The following is an 8,484-nucleotide window of genomic DNA, read 5'->3' on the forward strand; positions in this document are numbered from 1 at the left end:
GTAGGTTTACAGATATTTAGATGGATTTTTTAAAGATTGAAGTCAGGGAGTTAGGAGTCAAAACTAGCTCGTTAAAACTCGTCGGGCTTTCTCGACTGGCCTTTGACGGTCTAGCAATCACTCTCAACTTCCCTGACTTCTTTGAAAGCTAAAGGTAACAAGTCCAAAGTTAAAAGTTTACAGTTAAAAGTTTACAGTTTACAGTTAAAAGTTAAAAGTTAAAAGTTAAAAGTTAAAAGAGGCAAGAAATAAATCTTTTTCCTTCTTCCTTCTTCCTTCTTCCTTCTTCCTTCTTCCTTCTTCCTTCTTCCTTTTTCCTTCTTCCTTCTTCCTTTTTCCTTCTTCCTTCTTCCTTCGATTTAGCTCAAGCCAGAGCAGATGTAGTCGAAATAGACGCCCATTTCTTTACCAGCGTCAGAACCGACCAAACCGGCGGTGACTTCTTTCATTGCTTGGATTGCTTGTACGGTAGAACCGATGGGCACGCCCAAGGAATTGTAGGTTTCTTTCAAACCGTTGAGCACGCGCTCATCGAGGATGGAAGGGTCGCCAGCTAGCATGGCGTAGGTGGCGTAGCGCAAGTAGTAGTCCAAGTCGCGGATGCAAGCTGCATAACGACGAGTGGTGTACATATTGCCGCCGGGACGAGTTACGTCTGAGTACAACAGAGACTTAGCAACTGCTTCTTTGACGATTGTGGCTGCATTGGCGCTGATGGCGGTAGCGGCGCGGACGCGCAGTTCACCAGAAGCGAAGTAGTTCTTAAGCTTGTCTAATGCGCTGATGTCGAGGTACTTACCTTGAACGTCAGAGGAATTGATTACGGCGGTAATTGCGTCTTGCATGGTTGTCTTGTTTCCTAGAAAGTGGCTGAGTCAGTCCAATTTTGGAGCGAAAATTTGAGATTTGGGATTTGGGATTTGAGATTTACAAGTAGTTGATTATCTGCAAAAGCTGTTGGCTTGTTGTCAGCAACCTTCGATTGTTCAATCAAAAATCTATCATCAAAAACCTAAATTCCTTACTGCATCGCACCGATAACGTAGTCGAAGTAAGAGGAAGCTTCGGAAGCATCTTCTCCAGACAGCAACGAAGAAGCTGCATTCTTCATAGCGCGGACGCCTTCGGCGACGGCTGCAATCGGGGTTCCGAGAGAGTTGTACATTTCGCGGACGCCGACAATACCGATTTCTTCGATCGGAGTAATGTCGCCAGCTACGATTCCGTAGGTGATCAAACGCAGGTAGTAGTCCAAGTCGCGCAAGCAAGTTGCGGTCATTTCTTCGCCGTAAGCGTTGCCGCCGGGAGAAACAACATCAGGGCGCTTTTGGAAAAGTTGGTCGCCTGCTGTTTTGACGATACGTTCGCGGGATTCGCTCAAAATTTGGGCGATGCGGACGCGGCGTTCACCAGAGGTGACGAAGCTCTTGATCCGATCTAATTCGCCTGGGCTCAGGTAGCGAGCTTCAGCGTCTGCGTTGACGATTGATTTGGTGACGATACTCATCTTGTGTGTACCCGCTGGATATTTTGCTATACGAACTGCTCTGCGTTGAACTAGGACGTTCGGGCGCTTTCATCCCGTACCTTTCGCTTTGCTGTTGGCAGGAGCTTTGACGGGGAAGGGCGGACTTTCCACAGCCAGCAACTGTTGAAGTTGTTGACGGGTGTCTGCCTTCGTTTGACGACGCTGGTTCTTCACGCCGGTGCGCTTTTTGATGCCCGCACTAAGCCTGTCGCTTAGAATACCACAAATGATTGATGCGATCTTTAATCTACGATCGAGATTGCAGCAGATTCTTAAGTGGCGATCGAGTGACTGTCCGGCAGTTAGTCAGGATATTGCTTCTCTGACACAACTACCTCTCGCAAGTATTTTGAGGCATTATGTTCACATTCTGAGTGTTACTGTAATAGTTTGTAACATTCCTTTTCATATTCGGGCCCAAGCTGGGGTCTAATCGGTGCAAATTTGACAGTAAAAAAAATCGCTAAAATTAACTTGCAGCAGTAGTTACAGGCGATTCCCTACGGGATAGCTTCGCTCGCGCGTCCTTTGAGCAATTTGTGACGGGAAGTGGCGCGAGGCTCAATAGACTTGTCTCTCAAAGGCAGGTGCGGGAGACAGAGACCAGAGGTGCGGGAGACGGAGGGGCGACAGGTGCGGATCGGAAATGGTAAGTTTCGAGCTTGTAGCTAAATTCGAGTCCGACTTTGAACCAGGTGCGCCGTGAAAAGAAATCTATCAGCCCTTAAAAAAGCTTTGCAGTTTGGGATTAGCGGTGCTGTCGGCGGTTTTGCCGGCAATCTCATCACCGAACCTTTCATGCAGCGGCTCAATGATTCACAATCTGTTTTTGACAGTGTATTGTCCACAAGTCGCTGGTTTGGATTAGTAGGCGGTGGCATTGCTACTGCGATCATGTTTGGCTACTATTACTATATCAAAGGCAAGCCCCAAATTAAACAATCTTTAAAAAATGGCGGGTTGTCTGGTGTAATCGCCGGGGCAATTTCTGGAGCGATCGCCGAAGGTGTTTTCAACGGGATTGGCGACGGCGAAAACGAGATATTGCGAGTGATTTGCTGGGGCATAGCCGGCAGTTTGTTAGGATTTGGACTTTCCAAACGAATTCCCAATTTAGGAGCGCTGCGTGGCTTGGGTGGCGGCGGTGTAGGTGGTGTTTTGGGCGGTTGTTTGTTTATTCTGTTTGCTTATAGTTTATCTGGGACGGCGGGCCGTTTAGTTGGCTGTAGTGCGATCGGCTTTTGGATTGGCATTATGCTAGTTGTCGCCGAAACTTTGTTTAACAAAGCTTGGCTGGTAATTAGTTACGATTCGGGAGCAAATCGCACTCTGACTATTGGTGCAGAACCGGTGACTTTTGGGAGTGATGAAAATTTGTCAATTATCTATATTCCTGATGTTTCGCCCTTAGCAATGCGGTTTCAATTGGAGGCTGGTCAAATTGTTTGCGAGAATGTTGATAGCGGGGCGGTGAGTTATTTGCGATCGGGCGACCAAAAGAGAATCGGCAATTGTACAATTACAGTTGGAAACTCTGATTTGCCCGCTGCAACTTCTGCTCAGGTTTCGCCTAGTATTATATCACAAAAATCCTCAGAAGATTCTTTTTCCAGCCATCAATTTTCTCTGAAATTACGAAGTCGAGTGATTCCTCTGAGTGCGGGTACTCAGCTATTCACCGCTGACATCCCGACTTTAACAGCTATGGCATCTAACGGTGTTGTAGCTACGGTGATTTCTCGATCGCGAAACGAGCTATCCTTGGGATTGACCAATTTGGGCGATCGGGCTTGGTGGGCCACAGACATTCAAGGCGAAATAAAAATGATTGAACCTGAAAGCACCCTAACTTTAGCCTTGGGAACTAAAATCGAATTCGGTGAAATCGAGGGCGAGATTGTCAGAAGCTAAATCATGAGTTGGTTCATAGTGCGGACTTTAGTCCGCATCCAAATTAGCGGACTAAAGTCCGCACTACAAACTTTTTTGACTTTTAATAAATCAAATCGCCGCTCGTAAATTCAAGCAGAACTGCCGCTAACACCAGTAATAACCGCCGCACCAATCAAATGAGCCAAACGCAAAGCTTCAGGAACTTTACCAGTATCAGTTAAACGCTGGAGAACCAGTGCAATTACTTCCGGTTGTTCGCCGCAGACTTGAAAGAAGAAAGGTTCAAAAGCGTGAATTTTCCCAGCGCGGCGCAACAATTCTAAACGGTATTCCGAGTCTGGTAAATGGCGTAGAGCTTTTTCGACAGCAGCTAAATCTGGTTGGCGGCGCATGACAGCAACGCACGGAATTTGCAGCCGCGATGCTAACTCCCGAAGGTCAATAATATTGAAGCCGCCGACAGCAATTCCGTCTAGCAAAACGAGATGCAATTGCGGCAGAAATTTGCCTCCGACCAGTAGCCCAGAAATAGTATCAGTGGCATCTAATCCGTCTGGCAGGACTTGTCCCCAGACCATTCCTTCAAATCGAGTGTTCCCGCAGACTATGCCCGCGATCGACACGAGACTGTCGCTGGTACGAGAAAAGGGTGCGTCATCAAAGCCGATAACCTTAATTGTGCGATCGAGTCTGAGCAATTCTGCTAGTTTCAAAGTAGGGACTTCCCTAAACTAAATTTTTTTAGATTAATTTGACTTTACATATTATCATAAATATTAAAGGCTTGATTGCGAAAAAGGTTTTAAATACTTGACCAAAAAATACGTAGCAGCGATCGACCAAGGAACCACCAGCACCAGGTTTATGGTATTCGATCGCCTGGGAAAGATAATTTGCCGCAACCAACAAGAACATCAACAGATTTATCCACAACCGGGATGGGTTGAGCACAATGCCGAAGAAATTTGGCAGCGCACCCAAAGTGTCATTAAAAACGCCCTGGAAATTGGCAATATAGACCCGAAAGATATTGCGGCCCTAGGCATTACCAACCAGCGCGAAACAGCAATTGTTTGGAACAAAAACACGGGCAAATCCTACGGTAATGCGATTGTGTGGCAAGATACTCGCACTCACCAAATTTGTACTAGCTTAGCACAAGTTGACGGCAAAGATCGATTTCGATCGCGCTGCGGTTTGCCGCTAGCAACTTATTTTAGCGGGCCGAAAGTTAAGTGGATGCTGGACAATATCGCAGGATTGCGGGAAGCGGCAAATCGAGGCGAGGCGATTTTTGGCAATGTCGATTCTTTTCTAATTTGGCATCTGACTGGCGGCGCACACATTACCGATGTTACCAATGCCAGCCGCACAATGCTGATGGATTTGCAAACCCTGGATTGGGATGCTGAAACTTTGGAAATAATGGGAATTCCCCGCCGGATGCTGCCAGAGATTTGCCCTTCGAGTCACATTTTTGGCACTGCAAAAGGATTGTTAGATGGTGTTCCGATTGCTGCTGCTTTGGGCGATCAGCAGGCGGCTCTGGTTGGGCAAACTTGTTTCAATGTTGGGGAGGCGAAAAATACTTACGGTACGGGCTGTTTTATGCTGCTGAATACCGGTGAGGCGATCGTCCCTTCAAAGCAAGGATTACTAACAACAGTCGCCTACAAGATGGGAGAATCGCCCGCTGTGTATGCTCTTGAAGGCAGTATTGCGATCGCCGGAGCATTAGTACAGTGGCTGCGGGACAATTTGGGCATCATCAACACATCTGCAGAAGTAGAAACATTAGCAAATACAGTCGAAGATAGCGCAGGAGTTTACATTGTGCCGGCTTTTTCTGGACTCTACGCGCCCTATTGGCAAGATAGCGCCAGGGGAGTAATTGCAGGTTTAACTCGCTACGCGACTAAGGCACACATTGCCCGCGCAGTATTGGAAGCGACAGCGTGGCAAACGCGGGAAGTATTGGATGCGATGAATCAGGATTCGGGTGTGCAGCTTTTGTCTTTAAAAGTAGATGGTGGGATGGTAGGAAATAGCACGCTGATGCAGTTTCAGAGCGATGTTTTGGGAGTGCCTGTGGTGCGGCCTGTGGTAGCGGAAACTACTGCACTGGGGGCGGCTTATGCGGCTGGTTTGGCGGTGGGTTTTTGGAGTAAGCTAGCCGAATTGCGGGATAATTGGGCGGTGGATTGTACTTGGGAACCGCAAATGCCGATCGCACTTCGGGAGCAAAAATATCGCTTTTGGAAAAAAGCAGTTACCCGCACCTTCGACTGGGAAGAATGAATATAAAGGATTCAGGGGCGGGCTAGGAGCAACGCCCCACAAGTAGAATAAAAATTCACTTGTGGAACGGGCATCTTGCCTGTTGCAGTATTGTAAAGCCTTCCGGGGCGGGCTAGGAGCAACGCCCCACAAATAGAATAAAAATTCACTTGTGGAACAGGCATCTTGCCTGTTCCAATATTGTATTTAGTGCTATCATCAAATGCAGCACTATTTTTTAATCTGCAAATAAATGATTTTACTAAATAAATTAAAAAAAATCCTCACCGTCACTTTATTAATACTGACACTGGCATTTGCAGAAGTTGCCACTAATTCCCAAATTGCGATCGCAGATACAGCAACAACTCCCGAAACCGCAACCCCAGCCGAAGTCTTCAGCACCAACTGTGCAGGCTGCCACATCAACGGTGGCAACATTATCAGGCGCGGCAAAAACTTAAAAGAAAAAGCCTTAAAAAAATACGGCATGGACTCCATCGCCAATATTTCCAACCTAGTAACCAACGGTAAAGGAATTATGCCCGCTTACAAATCTCGTTTGTCAGAACAACAAATTATCGATGTTTCAGCCTACGTGCTATCCCAAGCCGAAACCGATTGGAAATAGAACCTCGGTATATTATTTACGACTTAGGCCATCTTACCACAGACATCAGATATGTCTTTACCGCAGGTTGAAGGGCGAACAGGGTTTCACTTTCTGCTGGGACTGTTTCAATTAGCGATCGCCTGAAAAGCGATTCTAACACCTTCAGCAATTCTAAACTCCTCTCTTGCTGAATATCTGAACACAATTTTTCAATATCAACAGGCTTGACTTCTTTCGCCATGCAGTGTAGTAGCTCGATTTCAAATGCTGATAAGCGATTAAACTGCCGAGATAACGTATCGCTATAATCTCCCAGAAATAGCCCATTTCTTAAAAAGTTAGCAATGCTTCCCCCAAACATATCATGAATAGTTGTTGTTACTATTTTTAACGCCAAAGGATTGCCGCTGTAGGCCTCTATCAGTTCTGAGTATTCACCTTCTTCAGACAAACCCTTATTTTTAATGATTTCCACAGCAGCTTCTCCCAAACTGCCCAATTTTAATGACCGTACAGATTGATTTTGACCTTCTAACGCTGCAATTTCTTTAGGTTTTTCGCAGCTAGTCAACAGCAAGAAACTTTGATGCTGCGATTTTGCTAGTTGTTTCAGCAATTCCCCATACACTTGATATCCTTCTCGATAATTTCCTGTTAACTGCTCAGTGCTGAAAACAGCTTCCCACTCATCTAAAATTATCAGGCATCGACGCTTTTGTAAACAATGAATCAGCCGCTGGATACCATCAGCGATGATTGTCTGTTCTATTGCATTTGTGGAAGCAATTAGGTTGTCTAGGTAAAATTCAATGTGCGATCGCTCTCCGAGAGCGATCGCAGCTTGAAAAAATATTTCTTTAGACTGACTAATTAATCCCAATCTCTCTAAATCGATTGGGGGGTTATTTGATAAAAATTCGATTAAATTTACCAGAGTATGTGCCAACAGAGGTGCATGACTGAGGTTGAGCCAAATCAATCTGTCAAACTGGTGTTTAATCATATTGCTCAGCTTAGATACTAAAGCAGTTTTGCCAATGCCGCCCATACCCAATATAGCAACTAAACGACAGTTTTCTTGTAAAATCCATTGCTCTAAGTTAGCAAGTTCTGTTGTGCGCCCGTAGAAAATAGACGTATCAGCCAACATCCCCGATTCAGTTTGATTTTCGATGGAAGTTTCGGGAGTTTGGATATAATTTATCAATGTAGAATGCAAAGTTTCTACATTCCCCTTTTGTTTATAACCAAATATTTCTAGGATACTGGGGATTTCTTTCCAATCTTTCGGTTGTTGCAGCGTTAAAACTTCTATGTAGCGATACAGCCCTCTCGATAAGTCTACTCTAATACCGGCGCATTCACGGTTGAGTGCGGTGGCCATTTCCGGCGGACTATAATTGCAAAGTAATCCTCGCAGGTAAGTTTTTTCTAAAGGAGTGAGTCGCTGCTTTGTACTGCTAGCGTACTCTTGCTTTGCCACTGTCAAGTCTGCATATAACTGTTCGAGATTCCAGCAAGCCGCAGCCTCTATAAACTTCTGTTCTGGTATTTGTAAGGGTTTATTGGGAGGTGTCATGTATATTCATAAGCAGAAGCACACTCATAATTATTTATGATTTTACCAGATTAAGTATCTAACTTATTAAGTATTTTTACTGGCTTATGAGGATATTTTAGATACGTTATAAAATTTATTGTAAATAAAGCCTATCCCTGTGTTGGTGTACTTCTCATAAGAATACCTAATAAAAATACTAATAGCTGTTAGGTAACTTATCAGTCTTGAGTGTTTTATAAATGTAGAAGGCAGTATTTTATAACACCTGCTATCAAAAAAGTTAAAAGGACAGCTTAAATGGCATCAGTTCAAGTGACCAATCAGTTAACTACAACTGACAAGAGTATCCCGACTCCTAATTCGGGCGATGGTCCTGCAAGAACTCGCGCTAAAGATTACATCTTAGAGGTAGAGTTAGTTAATCAGCCTATATCAATTGATCTTTTTAAAGATCTAAGCACTAGCTATGACCCTTACGTGCAAGTCTTTCAAATACCCAAAGGCAACACGGGTGCGAATGTCGCTGATACGAGTGCAGGGCTATTTCATTCTGGTTGAGTAGCTGATATGATAATAAAGTATTGTAGTCATTCACATGATATGTCATGTCTC

At 44.9% G+C, this 8,484-nt stretch carries 11 protein-coding genes; 6 read left to right on the top strand and 5 right to left on the bottom strand.

The window, feature by feature from the left end; genetic code table 11:
- The first annotated feature begins 20 nt into the window (after nt 1-20).
- A complete protein-coding gene (locus QUB66_RS22155; protein ID WP_265234274.1) occupies nt 21-152 on the top strand; it encodes a hypothetical protein in 132 nt (43 codons plus the stop codon).
- Nucleotides 153-359: 207 nt separating this feature from the next.
- Here QUB66_RS22155 and apcB read toward each other — a convergent pair whose 3' ends face one another.
- The 3 genes from apcB to QUB66_RS22170 all read right to left on the bottom strand — a co-directional run bounded on the left by apcB (nt 360) and on the right by QUB66_RS22170 (nt 1,702).
- On the bottom strand, nt 360-845 hold the full coding sequence (gene apcB / locus QUB66_RS22160; protein ID WP_006634930.1) for an allophycocyanin subunit beta: 486 nt from the start codon (nt 843-845) through the stop codon (nt 360-362).
- Nucleotides 846-1,021: 176 nt separating this feature from the next.
- Nucleotides 1,022-1,507, bottom strand: coding sequence for an allophycocyanin subunit alpha (gene apcA / locus QUB66_RS22165; RefSeq protein ID WP_265234273.1), 486 nt, complete (start codon nt 1,505-1,507; stop codon nt 1,022-1,024).
- 69 nt (nt 1,508-1,576) lie between these two features.
- Nucleotides 1,577-1,702 carry a hypothetical protein gene (locus tag QUB66_RS22170; RefSeq protein WP_265234272.1) on the bottom strand — a complete coding sequence of 42 codons (126 nt, stop codon included), beginning with the start codon at nt 1,700-1,702 and terminating at the stop codon, nt 1,577-1,579.
- 52 nt (nt 1,703-1,754) lie between these two features.
- Here QUB66_RS22170 and QUB66_RS22175 point away from each other — a divergent pair, with 52 nt between their 5' ends.
- A complete protein-coding gene (locus QUB66_RS22175) occupies nt 1,755-1,961 on the top strand; it encodes a hypothetical protein (protein ID WP_265234271.1) in 207 nt (68 codons plus the stop codon).
- A 269-nt stretch (nt 1,962-2,230) separates the two neighbouring features.
- Nucleotides 2,231-3,439 (top strand): hypothetical protein, encoded by a 1,209-nt coding sequence (locus tag QUB66_RS22180; protein WP_332969758.1) that lies wholly within the window; start codon nt 2,231-2,233, stop codon nt 3,437-3,439.
- Nucleotides 3,440-3,549: 110 nt separating this feature from the next.
- Here the strand turns inward: QUB66_RS22180 and QUB66_RS22185 are convergent, their stop codons facing one another.
- Complete coding sequence (locus QUB66_RS22185) at nt 3,550-4,134, bottom strand: endonuclease dU (protein ID WP_332969759.1); 585 nt, start codon at nt 4,132-4,134, stop codon at nt 3,550-3,552.
- A 97-nt stretch (nt 4,135-4,231) separates the two neighbouring features.
- On the opposite strand from QUB66_RS22185, the gene glpK reads away from it, so the two are divergent.
- On the top strand, nt 4,232-5,719 hold the full coding sequence (glpK, locus tag QUB66_RS22190; protein WP_332969760.1) for a glycerol kinase GlpK: 1,488 nt from the start codon (nt 4,232-4,234) through the stop codon (nt 5,717-5,719).
- Nucleotides 5,720-5,951: 232 nt separating this feature from the next.
- Nucleotides 5,952-6,329, top strand: coding sequence for a c-type cytochrome (locus QUB66_RS22195; RefSeq protein WP_265234267.1), 378 nt, complete (start codon nt 5,952-5,954; stop codon nt 6,327-6,329).
- 16 nt (nt 6,330-6,345) lie between these two features.
- Here the strand turns inward: QUB66_RS22195 and QUB66_RS22200 are convergent, their stop codons facing one another.
- Nucleotides 6,346-7,890: an NB-ARC domain-containing protein gene (locus QUB66_RS22200; protein WP_332969762.1), complete on the bottom strand. Its 1,545-nt coding sequence runs from the start codon at nt 7,888-7,890 to the stop codon at nt 6,346-6,348.
- A gap of 279 nt (nt 7,891-8,169) precedes the next feature.
- Between QUB66_RS22200 and QUB66_RS22205 the strand changes: the two genes are divergently transcribed.
- Nucleotides 8,170-8,430, top strand: coding sequence for a hypothetical protein (locus QUB66_RS22205; RefSeq protein WP_332971276.1), 261 nt, complete (start codon nt 8,170-8,172; stop codon nt 8,428-8,430).
- Nucleotides 8,431-8,484 lie beyond the last annotated feature (54 nt).

It is taken from the genome of Microcoleus sp. A2-C3 (assembly GCF_036706065.1).
Taxonomy (GTDB): Bacteria; Cyanobacteriota; Cyanobacteriia; order Cyanobacteriales; family Microcoleaceae; genus Microcoleus.

What these genes read in the sequence shown, in the direction of transcription:
- QUB66_RS22155 (WP_265234274.1), top strand. Translation starts at nt 21, where the DNA reads ATGGATTTTTTAAAGATTGAAGTCAGGGAGTTAGGAGTCAAAACTAGC.
- apcB (WP_006634930.1), bottom strand. Translation starts at nt 845, where the DNA reads ATGCAAGACGCAATTACCGCCGTAATCAATTCCTCTGACGTTCAAGGT.
- apcA (WP_265234273.1), bottom strand. Translation starts at nt 1,507, where the DNA reads ATGAGTATCGTCACCAAATCAATCGTCAACGCAGACGCTGAAGCTCGC.
- QUB66_RS22175 (WP_265234271.1), top strand. Translation starts at nt 1,755, where the DNA reads ATGATTGATGCGATCTTTAATCTACGATCGAGATTGCAGCAGATTCTT.
- QUB66_RS22195 (WP_265234267.1), top strand. Translation starts at nt 5,952, where the DNA reads ATGATTTTACTAAATAAATTAAAAAAAATCCTCACCGTCACTTTATTA.
- QUB66_RS22200 (WP_332969762.1), bottom strand. Translation starts at nt 7,890, where the DNA reads ATGACACCTCCCAATAAACCCTTACAAATACCAGAACAGAAGTTTATA.
- QUB66_RS22205 (WP_332971276.1), top strand. Translation starts at nt 8,170, where the DNA reads ATGGCATCAGTTCAAGTGACCAATCAGTTAACTACAACTGACAAGAGT.